Source organism: Sphingobacterium sp. DR205 (assembly GCF_011064245.1).
Taxonomy (GTDB): Bacteria; Bacteroidota; Bacteroidia; order Sphingobacteriales; family Sphingobacteriaceae; genus Sphingobacterium; species Sphingobacterium athyrii.
Genome location: NZ_CP049333.1, coordinates 66,256 through 84,709, shown reverse-complemented (window position 1 = coordinate 84,709; position 18,454 = coordinate 66,256). Strand labels below are relative to the sequence as shown.

The 18,454-nt window shown below is 41.5% G+C and carries 18 protein-coding genes; 11 read left to right on the top strand and 7 right to left on the bottom strand.

The genetic code is table 11. From position 1 onward, the window contains the following. Positions 1-61: 61 nt before the first annotated feature. Entirely contained in the window at positions 62-664 is a 603-nt protein-coding gene (locus tag G6053_RS00425) for an RNA polymerase sigma factor (RefSeq protein WP_165305170.1), read from the bottom strand. 297 nt (positions 665-961) lie between these two features. On the opposite strand from G6053_RS00425, the gene G6053_RS00420 reads away from it, so the two are divergent. From G6053_RS00420 to G6053_RS00395, 6 genes are all read left to right on the top strand, one after another. Continuing rightward, the gene (locus G6053_RS00420; RefSeq protein WP_165305169.1) at positions 962-1,714 is read left to right on the top strand and encodes a hypothetical protein; all 753 of its coding nucleotides are present in this window, start codon (positions 962-964) and stop codon (positions 1,712-1,714) included. A 135-nt stretch (positions 1,715-1,849) separates the two neighbouring features. Next, positions 1,850-2,128: a helix-turn-helix domain-containing protein gene (locus G6053_RS00415; protein WP_165305168.1), complete on the top strand. Its 279-nt coding sequence runs from the start codon at positions 1,850-1,852 to the stop codon at positions 2,126-2,128. After that, on the top strand, positions 2,115-2,438 hold the full coding sequence (locus G6053_RS00410; RefSeq protein WP_206531842.1) for a hypothetical protein: 324 nt from the start codon (positions 2,115-2,117) through the stop codon (positions 2,436-2,438). The genes G6053_RS00415 and G6053_RS00410 overlap by 14 nt, the downstream gene beginning before the upstream one ends. Beyond that, positions 2,431-2,985 (top strand): BfmA/BtgA family mobilization protein, encoded by a 555-nt coding sequence (locus G6053_RS00405; RefSeq protein ID WP_165305167.1) that lies wholly within the window; start codon positions 2,431-2,433, stop codon positions 2,983-2,985. Before G6053_RS00410 ends, G6053_RS00405 begins: the two co-directional genes overlap by 8 nt. A 5-nt stretch (positions 2,986-2,990) precedes the next feature. Continuing rightward, entirely contained in the window at positions 2,991-3,968 is a 978-nt protein-coding gene (locus G6053_RS00400; protein ID WP_165305166.1) for a DUF5712 family protein, read from the top strand. A 687-nt stretch (positions 3,969-4,655) separates the two neighbouring features. Continuing rightward, positions 4,656-5,093 carry a hypothetical protein gene (locus G6053_RS00395; RefSeq protein ID WP_165305165.1) on the top strand — a complete coding sequence of 146 codons (438 nt, stop codon included), beginning with the start codon at positions 4,656-4,658 and terminating at the stop codon, positions 5,091-5,093. 101 nt (positions 5,094-5,194) lie between these two features. On the opposite strand, the gene G6053_RS00390 is transcribed toward G6053_RS00395, so the two are convergent. From G6053_RS00390 to G6053_RS00380, 3 genes are all read right to left on the bottom strand, one after another. Beyond that, positions 5,195-6,913: a hypothetical protein gene (locus G6053_RS00390; protein WP_165305164.1), complete on the bottom strand. Its 1,719-nt coding sequence runs from the start codon at positions 6,911-6,913 to the stop codon at positions 5,195-5,197. Positions 6,914-7,227: 314 nt separating this feature from the next. Then, positions 7,228-7,533, bottom strand: coding sequence for a hypothetical protein (locus tag G6053_RS00385; RefSeq protein ID WP_165305163.1), 306 nt, complete (start codon positions 7,531-7,533; stop codon positions 7,228-7,230). 31 nt (positions 7,534-7,564) lie between these two features. Beyond that, entirely contained in the window at positions 7,565-7,966 is a 402-nt protein-coding gene (locus G6053_RS00380) for a helix-turn-helix transcriptional regulator (RefSeq protein ID WP_165305162.1), read from the bottom strand. Between the two features lie 741 nt (positions 7,967-8,707). Between G6053_RS00380 and G6053_RS00375 the strand changes: the two genes are divergently transcribed. Genes G6053_RS00375 through G6053_RS00365 form a run of 3 tightly spaced genes read left to right on the top strand, consistent with a single transcriptional unit; the run spans position 8,708 to position 14,450 of the window. Then, positions 8,708-9,937, top strand: coding sequence for a TlpA disulfide reductase family protein (locus tag G6053_RS00375; RefSeq protein ID WP_165305161.1), 1,230 nt, complete (start codon positions 8,708-8,710; stop codon positions 9,935-9,937). A gap of 2 nt (positions 9,938-9,939) precedes the next feature. Beyond that, a complete protein-coding gene (locus tag G6053_RS00370) occupies positions 9,940-13,122 on the top strand; it encodes a SusC/RagA family TonB-linked outer membrane protein (RefSeq protein ID WP_165305160.1) in 3,183 nt (1,060 codons plus the stop codon). 11 nt (positions 13,123-13,133) lie between these two features. After that, positions 13,134-14,450 (top strand): RagB/SusD family nutrient uptake outer membrane protein, encoded by a 1,317-nt coding sequence (locus tag G6053_RS00365; RefSeq protein ID WP_165305159.1) that lies wholly within the window; start codon positions 13,134-13,136, stop codon positions 14,448-14,450. A 116-nt stretch (positions 14,451-14,566) separates the two neighbouring features. Here the strand turns inward: G6053_RS00365 and G6053_RS00360 are convergent, their stop codons facing one another. Next, a complete protein-coding gene (locus G6053_RS00360; RefSeq protein ID WP_165305158.1) occupies positions 14,567-14,893 on the bottom strand; it encodes a hypothetical protein in 327 nt (108 codons plus the stop codon). Positions 14,894-15,392: 499 nt separating this feature from the next. Next, entirely contained in the window at positions 15,393-16,349 is a 957-nt protein-coding gene (locus tag G6053_RS00355; protein WP_165305157.1) for a helix-turn-helix transcriptional regulator, read from the bottom strand. Positions 16,350-16,704: 355 nt separating this feature from the next. On the opposite strand from G6053_RS00355, the gene G6053_RS00350 reads away from it, so the two are divergent. Further along, the gene (locus G6053_RS00350) at positions 16,705-16,986 is read left to right on the top strand and encodes a hypothetical protein (RefSeq protein ID WP_165305156.1); all 282 of its coding nucleotides are present in this window, start codon (positions 16,705-16,707) and stop codon (positions 16,984-16,986) included. A 180-nt stretch (positions 16,987-17,166) separates the two neighbouring features. On the opposite strand, the gene G6053_RS00345 is transcribed toward G6053_RS00350, so the two are convergent. Then, positions 17,167-17,499, bottom strand: a complete 333-nt coding sequence (locus G6053_RS00345) for a DNA-directed RNA polymerase subunit alpha C-terminal domain-containing protein (RefSeq protein ID WP_165305155.1) — start codon at positions 17,497-17,499, stop codon at positions 17,167-17,169. A 394-nt stretch (positions 17,500-17,893) separates the two neighbouring features. Between G6053_RS00345 and G6053_RS00340 the strand changes: the two genes are divergently transcribed. Next, positions 17,894-18,430 (top strand): hypothetical protein, encoded by a 537-nt coding sequence (locus tag G6053_RS00340; RefSeq protein ID WP_165305154.1) that lies wholly within the window; start codon positions 17,894-17,896, stop codon positions 18,428-18,430. Positions 18,431-18,454 lie beyond the last annotated feature (24 nt).

Genomic DNA, 18,454 nt, shown 5'->3' with positions numbered 1-18,454 from the left:
CCGTTAATGTAATAGTGTAGTCGTTTGACACCAGTGGATGTTATAGATAAATTGAAATGTTTTATAACATCTTACCTATCCACCAGAGCAATACCATAACCTGTAACCATATATAGCAGGTAAGACGAGAACGCAGTCTTACAATGGCATTATGGATCTGCTGCCTTACCGTACCTTCGGAAAGACTAAGCTGGTCAGCAATCTCCTTGTTACTCAAATACTGCCTTCGACTCAGTTCAAATATCTTTCGCATTTTGGGTGGTAACCCGTCTACTTCCTGTTCTATCCGATGCTGCAATTCACGCTCGATCAGCATGTCATCTGTTGTCCAAGCTCCTTTATGGTAATAATCCTGTAGGCCCGCCAGATAATTATTTTGATGCTTTTGTTTCCTGAATAGATCTACGATTGCATATCGTGCACTTTGATATAGATAGGACCGCACTGATTTAACTGGGGTCTGCGTGCCATTCTCATAGAAGGCCAAAAAGATTTCCTGGGTCACATCCTCTGCCTGATCCGAATCCCGGAGCATTTTGCGAACAAAAGAATAAATAACAGCAAAGTACCGATCATAAAGTTCGGCAAAAGAGTTCCTATCTCCCTGAAACATCTGCTCAACAAGTTCATTATCACTATATGACCTATACCTTGACTTCTTCAATAATTATTGATTAGTAATCTATTTTAAATTTAGTAAAATCGCTGAAACTATAAGGAGCCATCTTGCACAGTGGCAGCAATTATGTACATAGACGGATAAGATTGCCGGATGTTATAGATTATTAAAAAATTTATAGATTAATTAGTATAAGCTTGGTTCTATTCTGGAGCAAATTATAAAAAACAGAAGAATGTGTCATGATCCCGCAGTGCGTTAAACCCGATTTGAAAAAGACCGAGAAAATCTAGATTTTCCCCTCTTTTTGTACAGAAAGAGATTTTTAGTTACATTAGATCTATGTCAGCAAATTACTTTAAGGCAAGAAAAACACTTGATTTCAAGCCACATCCTTTCTCAATCGGAACTATAAAAGGAGTTCCTAGTGGATATGAAGACAATCATTTTCTTTTAAAGATCTATGGCTTAAAACGGGAGGTATTGGGCGACTACTATCAGTACCATCTGGAATATTACCTTTCCGGTAGAAACCGTTCAGAAAAGGAGTTCTTTTCCCATGTATGGCATATCGCTTCCGATAGGATTGATTATTTTAAAGGCCAGAGTCCCTATTCTTCTAAGCATCCGCTCTATGTTTCAAATATCGGAAAGCTGAATGAATTTCTGGATTTTCTTGCACCATTGGACAAATGGAACATCAGGCCAAATGATTTACTGATAAAAGAGAAGGACGGAGAGATCATGAAATTGCGAGCAGAACTGGAAACCCTGCAAAAGAAACTGGCCGATCTTGAAAAATACGAGGTATCCGTCAAACCAATGGTACAGGACGAGCATCTTCCAACTTTTATCGACCTGCTCCAACAGATGAAAAACCTGACGCTTCCTAATGGGAGGAAATTACTTATCAGTGACCACGAAAGCCCTTATTACAAAATGGTCTCGAAATATTTCGTCTATAATGGCAAAGATATACCGGTCAATACCGTCCGGAATTATTTTGTACAGAAAGATCCAAAAGACTCCATGAAAGGCGTAAAAATCCCCGCAGACAAAAAACTGTTCCAGATAATACCCATAAAACAGGATTAATAGCGATCCTGTTCGACTGCTAAACATGACCATCGGACTCCACTGGTCATCCAGACTGTCCTCCCAGCATCCAATTTTGTACCAGTGGCAAGGCACAAATGCCGAGCCCGCATTGTTCACAAAATTGGTATGCTTATGGTATTTGACATCCTGACAAAAGAAGACTTACAGCAGTTCAAGAAAGAACTGTTCGAAGAGATTAGACAGGTTTTAAAAAGAGAAAATCTAGGAAATAGCGCAGACAAGGAATGGCTCCGCAGCAGGGAGGTCAGAAAGAAACTGGACATATCTCCCGGAACCTTGCAGAACCTACGGATCACGGGCATCCTACCCTTTAAAAAGATCGGGGGCAGTATGTATTATCGCAGCAGTGATGTCAATAAAATGATGGAAGGAGGTAATGGCAATGGATAACAACATGCAGGATCATTACTTTAGCTCATATTTGGAGCAAACTACAAAAGACAGCAGGTTGCTTCCATCACATATCGGACTGCTCCTGGCAATGTTCTATTATCACCAGAAAGAACGTCCCGGGGATTTCTTTCATTCCAGCCGTAAAAAGCTGATGCATTTTTCACGTATAAAGTCCATTGCGACCTATCATAAATGCCTTTCCGATCTGGTACTTTATGGCTACGTGGACTACATTCCCTCCTGGCATCCGACAAAGGCAAGCAGATTTCGGTTTATCGTCGACAATAATTCCGATCGTAATGGCTAGACCCGATGAAAATACACGGTCTGTTCGCTTCCCGGTGGAAGTGGATGGCCGTCTGGCTCTGCTCTCCCGTAAACTGGGCAGGACCAAGCGGCAATTGGTGATGGAGATGGTCGATTATTTTTACAGGAGCAAAAAAGACCCTGCTGACCTGAATGATGAGGTACTGAAAAAAGAACTCTCCAGTGGGGTAAGCCGTATACTTTCCTTTATCCGAAAACAGGAGACCGACCTATTGGTCCCCCTGTATTCCATGCTGGACGAACTTGGTGCTGTCACCAAACAGCAATCCGGTCTAATTGACCTGATTTCCGATGAACAGCAGCAGGCATCAGAATTTCTAAAGGCAAATACGGAATATCTTGGGAGTCTGGACAAAGTCCTTAAAAAGATATTTCTGGGCATTACACAGAGGCAGGAACTAAAGGATGATTTCAGAAGGATCCTTGAACATTACATTGCCCAGCGGGAAACACTGGGATGGCCGGTATCTGCAGCAAAAAAAGAGGAACTGGCAAGACAGGTCAGGGAAGCACTGGATAAACTTTAGCCGTTATGTATATCAATATCACGGATTCCGAAACAGGGAATAGCAAAGGAAGCTGTAGCGATCTTGTCGCCTATCTGGAAAAGGAAAACCGGCTGGCCTATAATAAAAAACAGGAACACTGGTTCAATGGTGAGCGGAATGACATTAGACCCCATGAGGTGCGCATTGGGATTGATGGCAATATTGCCAAATTGGGCCGGGAGGACAGTAAGTTCTTCCTGCTCAATATCAGTCCCAGCAGAAAAGAGATTGATTTCCTGCTCGCTACTTATGGCGAGGATGGCGCAAGAGAAAAATTAAAGGAATATGCTGCACGGATCATGGATGAATATGCCCGAAATTTTAAACGTCCGGGAATAGAAAACAACAAGGATCTGTTATGGTTCGCCAAACTGGAGAACTACCGCTACTATAGCCACAAGGACAAGGAGGTCAAGAATGGCACGAGAAAAGTGGGGCAACGAAAGGAAGGTCCACAGATGCACATTCAGGTCATTGTAAGCCGAAAAGACATCACCAACCGTATCAAACTGAGCCCACAGAACAGATCCCGGGGCAGGAATGTGGAACATTCCAAAAAGCTCGGACAGTTTGACCAGATGGCCTTTAAGCAGTGCGGCGAAACTGTCTTTGACAGGATCTTCGGATTTGATAGAAAATTGAAAGAAACTTTTCAATATGCGAATATCATGAAGAATGGCAATGCGGAACAGAAAGCACGGCTTTATACCTTTGACAGGCTTCTGGAAAGAGAGGCTATCCCAAAAATGGAAGATGGCTGGACAGATCGGATATTTGCTAACCCCGCTCAGGATGGGCCTACCGTACTTGGTGATATATTTTCCTCATTTGCCACAAATGGACTTGGACTCCTGGATATTCTTCTTGATCCTGTTCAGGAGTTTGGCGGTCAGGGAACGGTCACTGATGAGGAAGAAAGAAGAAGAAAACGAAAGAAGAAAAAAAGGGGACTGCGGAGATAAAAACGCTATTCGATTAATTATGAAAGTGGATAGAACAATGATCCAGCATGATATAAAAATTATCTGCCGGATCATTGTTTCGGCTTTCCCCAAGCCATCACGGTTCATTTTTCCGGTAAATGTAGGATAGATATATGGTTTACTGAATATAACCAAAAACTTATATACAGTAAAAGATATAGACACATATCTACGGTTACATATTGCTGGCGATATGGATATCCATCTTCACCGCTTCTGCAAATTTACCCACGATGGCACAAAGGTCAAGGGTATACTAAACGCCCCTACGCACGCATCCCTCGCTGGCGCCCTTGGCCCAATTGTGCCGTCTTGCCTTTTGGTGGCCTAAGCGGTGACAATGGGATGGTGTGTCCCGACCATCCAGCGACAAGGGAGGGGGAGTAAATATGTATTTATCAGAAAGTAATTGCCAATTAATTGGCGTATTATGTGTTTAATGATATCTGATAAAGATTAGAACAGTAATAAGCTATTTTCAGAGAAACAATCGAAAATAATAGAATAAAGGCTGTTATTTTAATTATAGCGAACCACGGCAAAATGCGGTGCGAGGGGAACCAACGAATAAAAATATTAAATGGAGCAAATAAATCGTATATTGGTGTTATTTGCTCCATTTTCACCAATTAAGTTGGCAGCACCAACTTATTAATAACGTAAAGCATGAAAAAATTAAAATCATTATTATTTATCTTATTGATTGGACTGGGAATTTGTAATGCCCAAACCGACAAAAACCACTTTATCGACCTGCCTTCAACCAATCCGGAAACGACTTTTGAGAACGTCTTACAGCTTTTTCTTTCGAGCGATTATTTTGTCCTTTCGGTGGATAAAGGCTCGGGGCTTATACAATGTAAAATCGTTAAGGACGACCGCAAAGTTTTTTCAAGCCTAAAAGTAGATATTCTCGAATACAATCTCCTGATACGAGAAAACCAAGATAAAGGTACACGGATATATATTCAGGCCAACCTTAAACAAAAAATTCGTTCTGCTAGCGTGAATAACGATGGAGTTTACAGTGATGATATCGGGGTAACTAAAAAGCCAAAACATTATGAAGACTTAATAGCATTTCTTAAATCCAATTTAAATTAAATTTTGGAGATAAGGATAGATTTATACCGTCTTTAAGTAATTTTTCCACTCGGATATATTATGGTAAAAAAGTATTCAAAACAAAAGAGATCCAGTTTTTCTCATTTCCAATAGGACCTGCTCACCATCCCGCAGAAAGAATACAGGATATCACGGTTTCCTGACAGAAGGACCTGGGTGCATACTCGCTGTAAGTTGTCCAGTACCTGGTACATTGTCGTGCCCCTTGGACGAAATCCAAATAAAGACGACACTTTCCATTGCTCGAGCATTACGTGCAGATCGATCACCGGAAAACCCGGGAGCTGCGTGAGACGTGGGCCGGCATTCCGCTGTTCGTTGAGCTCCGTCTTCAGCACGATCTGATACCAGCAGAGTGTGTCGGTATCGACCTTTTGCAAATATCCGGGAAGCTTGGTAAGGTAACGTATTTCCAATAAAAGGAGTTCATTTGTGTCATCCTCCATATAGGCCTGATTCATCTGCTGCTCGATTTTTTGCCACTCTCGTCTGAACAATATGGAATATTTTTCCAGTCCCGCGCGTAAACGGGCATAGATCCTGACCGTATTCGGCTCCCTAACGGGACAGACTTTTGCCTCACATATCCGATCCCTCTCGCAGGAAGTTACATGGGCAAGGATGTTCGGTTTCGAATATTTTAGAAATTCAGGATCTTTAGCAAACTTTTTAATCAGTTCCTGATAAACCATGTCAGAAATACCCCCTCCGTGTTCAGAAGATCCTAACGACCGAATAAATCCGATCTGAGATTCAGTTGGCGTGGCCACGTCACAAGCGGCTGAAAGCATTGTGAAGATGCATATACGTACCCAATCCCGATCTTTCGAAGAAAAATGCTCAGTCTCGAGTCTCTCTGCCAACAGTTTTGCCGTACCATAATAAAAATTGAGCAATGCATCCCTAGGTTCAGATTCCAGGAGTAAAAGATAAGGATCCAGCACACTGCGAGCAATCGAGTCTATCCAGTCAATATGATCGAGTCTGGAAATAACCTTTTCCCGCAGGTAGAGAAACCTCTCCTCAAGCCTTGCCCGGTCCATGTTTCTCATCCGTTCGAGCGTCTCTTTATAATATCTGTCCTTGTTAGATTCGTCCCAGTCTTTTTCAAGGATTTTAAAAGGAAAATAATAAAGGATCTTTTCGAGCGAGTTCCGGCTCCGTTTTCTCTTGCCTTTGAAATAATAGGTCAGCAGATTGACACAGGATGAAAAAAAATCCATACCTGAAAAGGATCGGGTATGGATCCGCTCGACCATGTCCCGGATGTGGATCGAAGTTTCCTTGGCAAGTTCTGCGATATAGTACGTTGTGGATAGCGGAGTGTCCGGTGGGTCGGCTTCCCAGAAATAGAATTTTTTACCATCGATTTTCAGGCCGGGTACCATCGTATCTTCAAAGAAGATGTCCAGACTGACATATTCGCCGGGAATGAGGTTCTGTACAAGAGTTTGCTTGCCCTGCCAGAAGAGCTTACATTCACCCGCCAGACTCTCTCCGGTAAAATGTTCGCCGAACTGGAAGTCAATGTTTCCTTCAAGCTGGATGTTCAATGTCAATACGGGCCTATTGGGAATTGAAAAGAGGCTGACATTCTTTTTCACGGTGTATCTGGAAAAGCGGAAATGGCAAGATGAGTCGTAGGCGGAGAGTGTCTCAATAATACAGCTGTCGGATACCTGTTTGGAATCGGCAACCTGATACCGCTCAAATGCGGTCATCTCCCAAGGCCCGAGAGCGAAGGGAGGCGGCACGGCTTTTTCGCCCAGATCAACAAAAATATAATTGGCATACATCATCTGATTAGCTCCATTGTTCCAACCTTACCTAAATTGATTATCCGGCGCACCTTCCTTAGCTAACGTCTATTACAGACAAGATAACAAAAAATAACATTTCATGAAGTGCTTTTAAGGATCCCCCACAAAAATTCGAGGTTGTAAAACTCAGTATTCCGGTACCACTTTGTCGCAACCTCATAACATTTAGCTAAAATTCGATAAGCTTTTAGGATTAAAAAATTGGATAGACATACCATGCAAAAAACATTTGTTGCCCTACCAGGGAAGATACATATTTCGATAAAAGCCACCTTTTAGGTGGCTTTGCTATGCTATTTATTTAAAAGTCTTTTAATATCTTCTTCCGTTTCTGGTTTTGCAAAATAGAAATTAGAATTATGATATATCGGACCAAAACTGTTGTCTTTTCCGTGATGGATTAAAGTAGGCTGTTTTAAGAAAAAGGATTTAGGCACTTTAAAAAAATCGGATAGTTTTTTTGCATCATCCTCGGTTACATCTGATTTGCCTTCACGATATCCTAAGTAGACTTCTTTTTCTATTCCTGTTTCTTTTAGAATTTCCTCAATCACTCTCCCCTGTAATTCTTCAAGTTCAATCAATTCTGTCTTTGTCATATACTAAATTATAGTTTACTAATCAGTAAATTTATAACTTATCTTTGAGTTTCGATAAAAAATCTTCAACCCTTTTATTCGCAACTTCTAATTCCTGTTTTAGATCTTTGATGGTTTGGCTATACTCCTCTATTCGAAGATCCTTTTCCGCCAATAACTTTTCGAAAATATCTTTGAAAGTGTCATCTCTATAATAATTCGTGTTTTTATTTATTGGACCGAAGCTATTGTCTTTGCCATAATGAATAAATTTTGAATCGTCTGAAAAGAAATATTCAGGCTCTATATCATAAACTTTAGAAAGTTGAATAGCACGGTCAAATGTCAGTTTTGTCTGACCAGATTCGAGTTTGCTATAAGCAGCTTGGCTCATGCCAAGCTTTTCAGCAACAAAATCCTGACTCCAATTATTTTCATCTCTTATAATTTTCAACTTTATGTGTCCCGACATGATATTCAAAAATTTATAACCATATCAAATATATATAAATAAAATGAATTGTTATATAATATTTTCGAATATAATTAACCGAGACTTATGAGTAATTTTGATTAATGATTTTTAATACAGTTTAATTTTGTGGGTTGTATTATAGGAATTTAGTAAATTTGAAAACTTAATGTCTAGATTTAGACAGAGTTTTCCTACAAATAATCTCGTTCACGAAACCGACTAACTTCATAGAACACGAGAGAAGGATAGGAAAGCGCTGTCCCTCACCATATTTTTTATGGCTAAGGGGGTGGCGTCCTATCTTGATTCGTGTTCGGGCCTTTAGTCGGTGCCCCGTGAACGGTCAAGTGGGATGTTCACTCCCTTAGTCGTTTCACAGGAGGAACCCCGTTTGGCAAATTATAATTATAAATAAGCCAACGGTTAATGAAAAAGCAATTCTTCAAAAACATAATTTCCGCCCCTGAGTAAGCAATTAGCCGTTTAACGGCTTCCACTTTCCTACACTACGGAGGCGCCCCTGTGTATAGTTTTTTTTAAAACTAATTATGAACGTTATAAACCTATTTACAAATGAAGCTATTTTACAGCTACATGGAGCGCCTGTGCGTTTATATAATACACTATATATCCCTATGTCTATCTATAACGCCTGCCATATTAAGACATAAACTGGTATATGTCCGGCAGGTATTTTTATTACCGGTATTTTGTTTCATAATGTTTAGTAATGCCCCTGCGCAGTCCCAAGATACACTTGGGGCTGATGCCGGGCTAACGGACATAAAGCCACTGCAGATCGGCGACAAGATCCCTGAGGAACTGTGGCATCTTCCTCTGCAGATTGTAAATCACCCGGATGGGAAAGATACTATTACCTTGAATGATTATCGGGACAAAGAATTTATAATTTTGGATTTCTGGGCGACATGGTGTGCTCCGTGCATAAAAGAATTGCCCAGTCTCTTAGAACTAAAGGATAGTATCGACTGTAAGATTATCCCCTTATCCGATGAGCCTACCGATAAAATTGAACGTTTTTTAACCAATAACCCGATGTTTCGGCAATCTGAATTTTATAAGTATGAAAGGGGAAGCATCATTGACAAAGGTTTCAAAAGAGCCAGTATTCCTCATACGGTAGTCATCCATGAAGGCAAAGTTATATCCTTCACCCTCCCCAATCTTATCTCCGTAAAAAAGCTTGCAGATCAGGCAGCCGGAAAATCCGGTGCTATTCCCATGAAAGTGGAGCTTAAGAACAGTAAGGATGATTTATTGACACTTGTTCTCGACAGGGATAAAAAGATCGGACTTGGCGGATTCTCAGTGATGTTTGGCCCTATCGAGGGAATTGTTCCCGGGGTCCGCTGGGAACCTGAACTTCAAACAGGAGGGGCAAGATTTCAGATTGCAAATTATCCCTTGCTTTCGGTGATGGCTTTAGCTACAGGTCAGGGACACATATTCCTCAGAAATCCCAATAGGATCCTTATTCGGGAAAAAGGCGGCATCCGCCCGATCAATACCGCTGAGTGGGACTGGTTAAAACATACCCGACTCTGCTATGAAAGCTTTTACCCCTGTGTTCAAACTTATGAAAAAGCAACGGAAGACCTCAAAGGTAATCTACTGTCCTATCGAAATATAGATTGCAGGATCGAAGATGTTTCCTCAGAAGTGACAGAGCTAACGAGGAGCCAAAAGACTGGACACCCCAAAACAAAATTCTGCTATAGTGTTGGAGAAATTGCGTTTGTCCTGAATCAGGCCCCAGGCCGCATACCTGTAAGTTACCCGGAGAACCTGTCAAACGAACAGGTATACCTTGGGATAGAACTAAGTTCTGCCTCTCCCGATATGTTGGATAAATTGCTATCCGAGCAGGGCTGGTCAAAAGAGTTGATTACAACCAGAGAGAAACACTTGATTATAACCAAAAAAGACTGATTATGATGAAACAAATCGCAATATTATTACTATTTCTCTTTTGGACAATATCGGGCTTTTGCCAGTCCCGGTTAATCGAAGGGAAGATTCTTGACAGCTTAACCCGACGCCCATTGCCGGGAGTCACAATAAACCATGGTCCGTTGAGCACGACGTCGGACAGTAACGGATATTTTAGTTTTGAGAGTAAAAATGTTAGGGAAAATATCATTTTCCATCATGTAGGCTATAAAAAGATAACAAAGAGGCTTATGGATGACTATTCTTTGATTCTTTTGCCACAATCCCAGCAGCAACTTGATGAGGTTGTCGTTTCTACGGGGTATCAGACATTTGATAAAAATACCAGTACTGGTTCATATGTAAGTATTCCGAAGGAAAGGATCGCCAATATGCCACAGGAAGATTTTATGAGCAGGTTGGATGGATTGTCAAGTGGGCTCCTGCTGAGCCGGCCTGCCAATGGAAATGAACAGAACAGCTCTTTTTCCATACGGGGACTGAGCACACTGGGCGGAGTATCAATGAGCAAGCCCTTGATTGTTGTTGACGGATTCCCCTATGAAGGTGATCCCAGTGCGATAAACCCAAATGATATTGAGGGTATTTCTATCCTAAAGGATGCATCAGCCTCTGCAATCTGGGGCGTGCGGGCAGGAAATGGCGTTGTCGTGGTCACGACCAAAACTGGACACCGAAAAAGTAGGCTCAGGGTTCAGGTAAATTCCCTTACTACCCTCACTGAACGCCCGCAGAACAGGTCAATTCCTAGGATCAGCAGTGCGGATTATATACAGGTAGAAAAATTTCTTTATGAAAATGGGAAATATAACGCGGTACTGAACAACAAAACCACAAGGCCCGCTGTCACACCTGTGGTAGAACTTTTGTACCAGCATGGACAGGGAAATATCTCCGATAGTGAACTGGAGGCAAAACTGGAAAATTTGGGACAGATTGATGTATATGATCAACTTGATAAGTTCGTTTACCGTAAAATGTTTAAGCAACAGACCTCAGCAAGTATCTCATGGGGAGGCGATAATGCATCCAATTATTTTAGCGCAGGATACGATAAAAATAGTACTGGCCTACGGCAGAATGCAACAGGACGGATAAGTTTCAGGAATCAGTTTGACATAAACCTAACCCCAGCGCTAAACCTGAACGTAGCTATGCAGATGGCCCAGATGAAAACGGCAAACAATAATAGGGGAATGGACATGCTCAATTCAAATATCTCGATGTATCCATATCTTGAATTAATGGATTCAGATGGGAATTATGCAAGCATGCCCTACCAATACCGCAAAGCATTTCTGGATACGTTATATGCCGGCCATCTGCTGGACTGGTCATTCAGGCCTCTTCAGGAGATCAATGTAGCAGATAACACTTCCCGCAATACGGAAGTTATGGTAACCGGAGATATTTCATATCGGATATGGAAAGGGATAAAGCTGTCCGCCAGATACCAATATGGCCGCCAGGAACATATCCAGCAAAGTATATACGATAAGGGTACATTTTACGCAAGGGACCTGATCAACCGCTTTTCGCAGATAAAGGATGGGGAGATAAATTATATTATTCCCAATGCGGCGATAAAAGATGGACTAAATACGCTGGGTGAAAACCATTCTTTACGCTTTCAGATCGACGTGGACCAAAAGATCGGTGATTTTGCCGCCCTGCGGATGATCCTCGGTAACGAGGGCAGGGTAATAAACAGCGATGGGAACAGTTATCGAAACTATGGTTATGAGCGGGAATTCAATAACCTTCCTGCACTGGATTATACATCCGTATACCCAATTATTGCTGGTCTTTCCGGTTCCAGCAGGATCCCTTTTTCCGATGCAATTTATGGTACAAGGACAAGATTTCTCTCTTACTACCTCAATACTGATGTCACTTTTTTTGAGCGGTATAGTTTAAGCCTAAGCGCACGCCGGGACGCATCCAATCTTTTTGGCGTCCGTACTTCCCAAAGATGGAATCCTCTGTGGTCTGTCGGTGGAGCATGGTCAATCCATAGGGAAAAATGGGCTTTTATGGACAGATTTCAGGACCTAAGGTTGAGAATGACCTACGGAAAGAGTGGCAATATCAATCCGGGGCTTAGCGGAAGAACCGTAATTGTCTACAATAGTATTCGGAGTAGCCTCAATAGGCTACAGTATGCGCGGGTACGGAATCCTCCCGATGAAAATCTTCGATGGGAAACAGTATCAACTGTAAACTTAGGAATAGATATGGGGTTAAAGGCCGTACCAATATCACTCTCTATCGAGGGGTATATTAAAGACAGTAAGGACCTTTTTGCGTTAATGTCGTCAGATCCCACGATTGGATTTGGTAGCCTGACCAAAAACAGCGCAACAATGCAGAACAGGGGACTGGAGATAACCGTTGCGGGGCACTATAGTATTGGAAAAGTCGCAATGCGGTCCAGTTTCAACAACACGCTGAACGCATCAAAGATCACATCCTATTATTATAAGAGAACTAGCGATTCGGATGTCCTTGGAGGGGCAACTTCACTGACACCGGTGGAAGGCTATCCTGCCTTTGCTGTGTTTGCCTATAAATGGGGAGGGCTGAACCCCGAAAACGGAGTGCCCCAAGGGTTTCTGGGAGGCGAAATTTCTAGAGATTATAGTGCTATCCGTCAGCAGAGCAGGCTGGAAGAATTGAAGTACATGGGCACGGCCGTTCCTAGATTCTTTGGGGGGCTGACACAGGATTTCAACTGGAGAGCATTGGATGTATCGCTATTGCTGAGCTGGCGGTTCGGTCACGTTTTCCGTCGGCCCGCAATAAATTATTCGGACATGGTAAACAGTGGCAGTATTCTTCAAGCAGAGTATTATGACCGCTGGCAGATAAAAGGTGATGAAGACCGGACAGATGTTCCGGCATTTGTATATCCCGCCAATTCAGCCGCTGATCTGTTTTACCAGAATGCTGAAATAAATGTTGAAAAAGGGGATGTTTTAAGGTTGCAGCACATCAGGTTAGGATACAGACCCTTTTCGGGAGGTATATGGAAGGACGTAAAAGTTACCGCTATGGTAAATAATGTCGGGATACTATGGAAGGCCAGTAAAAACGTACTGGATCCGGATTATTCGCTCATGCCACCATCCCGTTCCTATAGTATTGGTGTTAACTGGAATTTTTAATCAGAAAAAAAATGAAAAAATTGATTTACTTAATTGTGCTGTGTCTGTTTTCCTGCAACGATTTTTTGGATGAGAAAGCCGATATTTCATGGAAGGAACCCAAGACACTTGATGACCTCCAGGCACTGCTCAACGATGAGAACAATATAAATGGGTTTCTACCTTCTTTAGGGGACATAGCATCGGATTATTATTATCTATCCGAACAGAACTTTAATTCCAGAAGTGAAAATGCAAGGTTACTCTATAGCTGGAACCAAGCAGCCCTTACGGATAACACCTGGACTTTTTCCATGTCCCAGATATTTTATTTCAATCTAGTTCTGGATAATATATATAAGGTATCACTCGGAAGCATGTCAGAAAATGACCGGAAACGGATCAAGGGAAGTGCGGCTTTCCTGCGGGCAATGACCTATTTCCAGTTGGCCACGATCTATTCACCTCAATTTAAAAAAGGTATAAACGACAACGAAATGACAATTCCGATCAAAAAGACTCCAGATATCGGTGAGGCAATCGTGTTCTCGAGATTGGGAGAGCTTTACGATTTTATTGAAACTGATCTGAGGACAGCTGTTGAATTGCTTCCAGAAAAGCAGGAGATCAGCACAAGGCCAACACGCCTTGCCGCAAAAACACTGTTCAGCAGGTTTTATCTCAGTCTGGGAAATTGGGAACGGGCATCTTTTTATGCGGGAGAAGCGATGAAGGGAAATGTGGTACTGCTTAACTTTAAAGATCTTCCCATAAACTCCCAGCAGCCTTTTGAACGCTTTAACGGAGAGACTCTCTTTTATTCTACCATATCAGGCAATGAAAGTATCTTTGCTCCCTCAATAGCAAATGTACCGCAGGATCTTTTTGATCTTTATGGAGATGGAGATTTGAGAAAGACAGCTTTTTTTACAGTTTCAGGGGCTAAAATAACATTCAAGGGAAGTTATACCGGCATGAACAATTCCACTCTATTTGGAGGGGTGACCTCTGGAGAGCTATATCTAAATTACGCAGAATCGTTGATCAGATCGGATCGAATAAATGAAGGCCTGGATGTCCTCAATACCTTGTTAAAAAATCGTTATGCAGAAAACTCATTTTTACTTTATTCCGGACTCAGTAGAGCTGCTGCGATAGATCTTTTAAAAAGGGAGAGGTTAAAAGAGCTCTGTTTCAAAGGAGGGATCCGATGGATGGACTTAAAGCGTTATGCAGCCCTGAATTCAGAACCCTTAGTTATAACAAGGCGGATTGGGGATAAGAACTATCAGTTAGACCTTTCGAAAAATGAAACACCTTTCAAAATCCCTATTGGAGTAGGTAAATAAAGAAGCCCCCTTTTCTAAAATAACCGATCATATCCCAATAGCTCGGATATGATCGGTTAGAATTAAGTTCATTCAACAATCTGTTTTAAAGAATGAATCGGTACTGGTCTTTGTGATCAATTTTTGAAATACACATCTTCTGCCGGCGCCTGTTTGTTGATCTGGTTAATCAAGCTTGAGGTCAATTGAGGATGACCGTCTCCACGGTCCTCGGCCATCACTGCACAGACATCCTCGGTCCCTGAACATAATTCCTCAGGATTTCCCGTGAAAGGTTGATAACTTGTCTCCAGTGTAGGGTTAGCAGATGGCGAGGTGAGTTCCCATGCCGTTATTGCTTTTTTCTGTAACGGTTCCTTTTTGTTTTCGAGGGCTTTCGCTATAACCCCCGCTGAAACAGTGATACCCAGTATCACTAGCATCAGGGTCATGATCTTTCTCATGATGGTTTCTTTATGTAATTAATGCACTCCGGTTTTGCCTCACAGTTATGCGATTGAGGGATCCTGTTTATTGGCCTACCGGTCTCCTTGAAACCAATGGGCCGCATTAACCGTGAACAGCGCGAATTTATTGGCGTACCATATTCTCTGAACATGAATTTTGGGCAAAACCACTCCAAATATCGCAGTGACGCGAATCCCCCGCCATATCGGTATTATACGGAACAGCTCTGCGATCCTCACTGAGAGACCAGTTGTCTTATTTCTCATTATTTTTGTAGTCCTGTTCATAGTATATCTTTTATCCCTTTATTCTTGCATCTCCTGAGATATGTTCGCCTAGAAAATATCTGGCAGAAACCTTTAATACAAAGTTCAGGTTTGAGCAGAGCCCAGAAAAGGAAAAAACAGACAACTTTTGGCCGTTTTTTATCAAAAATGTCCGTTTATTCCCTTTTTTGGTAACAAAAGAGATACATTAGGAATGATTTAGATGAGTTTAGCGGTGTCCTTCATTTCTGTAATAGCTGCGATAGGTGCGTGAAAAGCTGCCAAGATCCGTATAGCCGACCATGGAACATACTTCTTTTTTGGCCAGCCCCTGTTCATTGATGAGCTTCCGGGCTTTTTCCATTCGGAGCCTGACACAATAGTCATAGGGTGTTGTTCCAAATATGACCCTGAACTTTCTGCGAAAAGTTTTATCACTCATCGGTAGATCCTGTAGCTGTGACTGGATATCAATTTCCGGATCTGCAAAATTTTTCAATATATATAATCCTGCCAGATAGATCCTGTCCAGTCCCGAGATGACCAGCATTTCATGGTAGCATTTTAAGACCATTGCGATCTTTTTGCGCATTTTCAGCTTGACGATCTCGATGTTCGGATCATTGAAGTCTAGTATTTCACCGAGTTCTTTTCCCAGCATTCTATCGATCCTCAGTCTAGGCAGGATACTGAACTGCCTATCGGAACGTGCAATTTCCCTTAACGCTTCCCATAATACTCTGTACGGACGGACAATTCTTTCTGCCCAATCCGGATCAAAGGAAATCACCAGTGCTTTTACCACAGATCCTTTTATGATATCCGTCCCATATACCTCTGGCCTGCTGTGAGAAGGGTAAAAGCTGTTCTCGGTAGCCGTGATAACTTCGGTACCTTCACCGGTCAAAAATCTAAGATTTCCCTGTATCGTAAATAAAAGGAACAACCTATCTTGGTCTACCTTAAACCGGAGGCTGAAAGCTTCTTCCGTACGGAGCTGGATCAGTTCAATATGGTATTTTTTGAAAAGCAGCTTCCCACGAAGGACTTCTGCCTCTGGAAAAGAATACCTTAAGGACGATGTTGCTGACCTTAAAACACTTTCGGTCCAGTCTGCCGGACAGCTGTTCACATCAAGTACAGAAAGGTGCACACTGGGAAATATGATATCAAAATGGTCCGTCATAAACGCAAAAAAATAATTGCTTCCTGTTTTATTTGGGCTGATTTAGGAGCGTGAAATACATTAAATGTAGGATGTTACATTTCACATTTGCAAATTTTTTCGATAAACAGACATTTGACCAATATAAGTTGCACGATTTCCTCGATATCTGACTTTTTCATGCAGCCTTTCTGCTGACCTAATAACTCCCCGCTTCGTTTTCAGCAGCAAATTGGCTAGCTTTAGAAAGCTGTAAGTACCAATTAGCACGATGACGTGTCATTTAAATATTTGTAAATAGACAAACATTATTGAGGCAAGTATATTAGGTCATAACCCGAACCTTTATACTATTGATAGACAAAAAGCAATTTCTATGGGGATCAATAAGAAATGTAGGGAAACAGGAAAGGTGATATTTGCTTCCTGGATTGAGGCCCGGCTCGTCATGCTCGACCTTAAGTGGAACTACCTTTTCAAAAGGGACAGAACAGGCCGTCGCATCAAGCACCGGCAGGGACGTCCCATACAACGACGGGCATATTTCTGTACATATTGCAGGGGCTACCACCTGACCAAATGGGAAAAATCAAATTTCAACTCCTATACCGAGAAAAAATGGAGAAGGGATAAAGGGGAAGAAAACCGGGAAATATAGATTGTCCACCAAAGTCTATTGTTCGCTCCGGTGGTTTCAGCAATAGTCAGAACGACCCGATAATAAAACGGCCACCCTTTTAGGGCAGCCGCTTAAGGATTAGTTTATGGGGATTGTTTGAAAAACAATATCAAATTACGCATTTCAAGGAAGTTTTCAAAACCCGAAATCAACAGCTTTCTATTTTCCCAGCTCCTTAATGAAGCCTACAATTTCGGAAAGGGATTTGCTTCCCAGTCCATCCATTTCTGCAAGCTTCTCATACGAACAGGCCATCAGTTCAGCTACTGTCATTATCCCGTGCTTTTGGAGAACCCCCACGGTCTTGGCACTGATCTCCTGCCGGAAATAGTAAAGCTCGCTTTCAAGGATCATCTCATGGATATAACTGTTGTCCCCAAAAATCCGCTGCAGTTTCATGGAAAGGTTCCGAAGCGAGGTATAATCCATCTTTCGAAGGTCGATCCTCGTTTTAACACCATCTAGATAGATATCAATTTCATGTTCTTTCATGATTTCAGACTATTTGGTTATGAATTAATGGCTATCTGTTCTGACCGTCGTCCTGTTCAAAAATCAGCATTCAAATTAGGTAAACTTGAATAATAATTCCAAATTTATTCGACCAACTCCCGATTGACCATGTTCAAACATTTAATACACTCGATTACTTAAACTTATGAGATAGATTTTTCTCAACAGAATCTATTTAAAAATCCCCATTGATAAATTCTCTATTCCTAGTGGTGGATGAATAAACAAACAGTCGTTCAACAATGAGAATAGAACTTGGGCAAGTATGGAAAGAAAAGATATAACTGAAATTTTACATTTTCAACTGTAGCTTAGCTAATATTTTTTTCGTCCCTTTATATGAATTTTATAAACTATACTAGTAATATCAATAATGAGGAGAAAACTAACTATTCTACTTTTTAGCGTCTTGTTTTTAATAGTTGCGTCTTGCAGTCGTAATGAACCATTTGACCCAAAACCTCAACCAGAACCGGAACCCCTTATAGAATACGCCTGTCCAAAGGCAGACGATATTTATAAAATCTATCCGGATACTTTTTTTGTAAATCCAACAGGCTTATATATAATACATGAGAATAAGCCAATAAAGTTGACATACACGGATGAATTTAGCACTACATTTGCATTATTTACCTGTGAAGGCAAGTTTGATAATCGCAATATGACAGTGAATAGTCCACTTTCCTGGAAGATTAAAACAGCTGATCAAGAACCTCGGGAGGTAGTTTATGCCAATCAAGGGGTTATCCAAATCAAGCAAGTACTCTTACCGAAAGACATTGATCGTATCTTGACGTTTAAAGAAGGAGAAAAAATGGAATATAGCGTTTCCCTGTTAAATTTCAAGGAAGATGTCATCCAGACAAGTAAAATTACTTTTATATATAAAAAGGATCTACAACCGTAATCTGAAAAGGAAGCTGCCTTTTAT

Excerpts from the sequence above, each read along its gene's own strand:
- G6053_RS00415 (WP_165305168.1), top strand. The coding sequence starts at position 1,850 with ATGGTATTTGACATCCTGACAAAAGAAGACTTACAGCAGTTCAAGAAA.
- G6053_RS00370 (WP_165305160.1), top strand. The coding sequence starts at position 9,940 with ATGATGAAACAAATCGCAATATTATTACTATTTCTCTTTTGGACAATA.
- G6053_RS00400 (WP_165305166.1), top strand. The coding sequence starts at position 2,991 with ATGTATATCAATATCACGGATTCCGAAACAGGGAATAGCAAAGGAAGC.
- G6053_RS00405 (WP_165305167.1), top strand. The coding sequence starts at position 2,431 with ATGGCTAGACCCGATGAAAATACACGGTCTGTTCGCTTCCCGGTGGAA.
- G6053_RS00345 (WP_165305155.1), bottom strand. The coding sequence starts at position 17,499 with ATGAAAGAACATGAAATTGATATCTATCTAGATGGTGTTAAAACGAGG.
- G6053_RS00340 (WP_165305154.1), top strand. The coding sequence starts at position 17,894 with ATGAGGAGAAAACTAACTATTCTACTTTTTAGCGTCTTGTTTTTAATA.
- G6053_RS00420 (WP_165305169.1), top strand. The coding sequence starts at position 962 with ATGTCAGCAAATTACTTTAAGGCAAGAAAAACACTTGATTTCAAGCCA.
- G6053_RS00395 (WP_165305165.1), top strand. The coding sequence starts at position 4,656 with ATGAAAAAATTAAAATCATTATTATTTATCTTATTGATTGGACTGGGA.
- G6053_RS00385 (WP_165305163.1), bottom strand. The coding sequence starts at position 7,533 with ATGACAAAGACAGAATTGATTGAACTTGAAGAATTACAGGGGAGAGTG.
- G6053_RS00350 (WP_165305156.1), top strand. The coding sequence starts at position 16,705 with ATGGGGATCAATAAGAAATGTAGGGAAACAGGAAAGGTGATATTTGCT.
- G6053_RS00365 (WP_165305159.1), top strand. The coding sequence starts at position 13,134 with ATGAAAAAATTGATTTACTTAATTGTGCTGTGTCTGTTTTCCTGCAAC.
- G6053_RS00390 (WP_165305164.1), bottom strand. The coding sequence starts at position 6,913 with ATGATGTATGCCAATTATATTTTTGTTGATCTGGGCGAAAAAGCCGTG.
- G6053_RS00375 (WP_165305161.1), top strand. The coding sequence starts at position 8,708 with ATGTTTAGTAATGCCCCTGCGCAGTCCCAAGATACACTTGGGGCTGAT.
- G6053_RS00360 (WP_165305158.1), bottom strand. The coding sequence starts at position 14,893 with ATGAGAAAGATCATGACCCTGATGCTAGTGATACTGGGTATCACTGTT.
- G6053_RS00355 (WP_165305157.1), bottom strand. The coding sequence starts at position 16,349 with ATGACGGACCATTTTGATATCATATTTCCCAGTGTGCACCTTTCTGTA.
- G6053_RS00410 (WP_206531842.1), top strand. The coding sequence starts at position 2,115 with ATGGCAATGGATAACAACATGCAGGATCATTACTTTAGCTCATATTTG.